This window comes from Bacillus haikouensis, assembly GCF_013179555.1.
Lineage (GTDB): Bacteria > Bacillota > Bacilli > Bacillales > Bacillaceae_B > Rossellomorea > Rossellomorea haikouensis_A.
The window spans coordinates 1-1,493 of record NZ_JABMCR010000519.1 but is presented as its reverse complement, the minus strand read 5'-3'; the positions used below and the strand labels follow the sequence as shown (position 1 = coordinate 1,493).

Sequence of the window (1,493 nt, the reverse complement as noted above, 5' to 3'; positions counted from 1 at the left end):
TGTTTTTTTGGTCCGGGCTGTAAACGCTCTGGATTCTAACGTGATGGCTTTCTCGTCTGTGCTTGAGAATGAAGACAAGATCAGCGGGGTTAATGCTGGTACAAATGCTTTCATTCGGATGCTAAGGCTTCCTTCCGTTTCTACACCGCGGGTTTTTTGTGCATCCATGATCCGCAGCAACTGCAGCCTCATTTCGGGGATAATATTCAGTGCGGCAGAAAGGACATAGGTCGCTTTTGGCGAAACGCCCATTAATTCTAATGCCCGTGATAAATCATTGATTTTGGTAATCTGAAAAAATAGAACAATGGCTGATCCGACCGCTAATATTTTGGAGGTTAACTGTAAACTAAAATTGATGCCTTCTTGTTTAATGGAGAATATGCTCCAGGACCATAAGATGGTATTTCCCGGATAGAAAAATGATTGCAAAAGAAAGATCATGACAACAATCGGTATCAATGCTTTAAAGACGATATTCACATATAGTTTTGTTTTTCCCGCTACCATCGCAATCATTAAACACAGCACGGGGACCAAATATGAATAGAGATAACCTGGCAACAGTAACGGGGTTATCATCAAAAAGACGGCAAACAAGAATTTAGTAGTTGGATAAAGATTTAGAATGAAGTTTCCTATTTTCTCCATACGTGCATCTTCCCTTTCATATTTTGGTTCATTTTTCCGCTGATTAATGAAAGGATCGGGTCAATCCTTTCAAACCCTCTTATATTTCTAAAATATATATAAGGATAACAAAAGGGGTGAGTGATGCAGTGACCGCAGATTAATCAACATTTTCACCCCGTGCTTTTATAAATCTTTTAAGCTCCTAGTTTATTATTATTGTTACTATTAAAATATAAGTGACCATATTTTTGTTTAGACAGGTATTGATCTGACATCTTCCGGACAATCATATAGGCAACCATTATTGAAAGGATTTTATCAATACTTTCAACAAAGATCTTTTGAGTAAAAACTGCTGTCCATATTTCTTTGCCTGAAGCTAAAAGTACGGCAGTGACTGTATCTGATCCAGTTCCTGAAGCTCCTCCAAATACAATAACCGTTGTCGGGGTAGCGATTAATATGGCCACGATGGCCACGATGAAACCTGTAAAGCCAACCTTCCAAGCATTTTTTGTGAACCCCTTTTTTGCCATGAGACCGACAACGATTCCTGAAGCCATGGCCACCGGCATAAACGCCAGCTGAGTAGGGTTGAATATCCCGAATATCAGCTTTGAGACCCCTCCGGTCACTGCCCCGACCCAAGGACCGGCTACCATCGCGACAATCATCGTGCCAATTTGATTTAAGAAGAGAGGAATCTTTAATATTTCAACCAATTCACCGGCAACTACATTGACTGCCACACCAATGGGAATGAGCAATATGGAAATTAGCGTAAAATCCTTTGTTATACTTTTCATCTTTTGTCCTCCTTTTTATATGGGTTTTACTGAGATTTAATTTCTTCGAACATT

General features: G+C 39.7%; 2 protein-coding genes. Both read right to left on the bottom strand.

Going from position 1 to position 1,493, the window contains the following annotated elements:
- On the bottom strand, positions 1 to 651 hold a 651-nt coding region (locus tag HP456_RS23850; protein WP_172255651.1), incomplete at its 3' end, for an energy-coupling factor transporter transmembrane component T.
- A gap of 176 nt (positions 652 to 827) precedes the next feature.
- Positions 828 to 1,439 carry an ECF transporter S component gene (locus HP456_RS23845; RefSeq protein WP_172255649.1) on the bottom strand — a complete coding sequence of 204 codons (612 nt, stop codon included), beginning with the start codon at positions 1,437 to 1,439 and terminating at the stop codon, positions 828 to 830.
- Between the last annotated feature and the right edge of the window lie 54 nt (positions 1,440 to 1,493).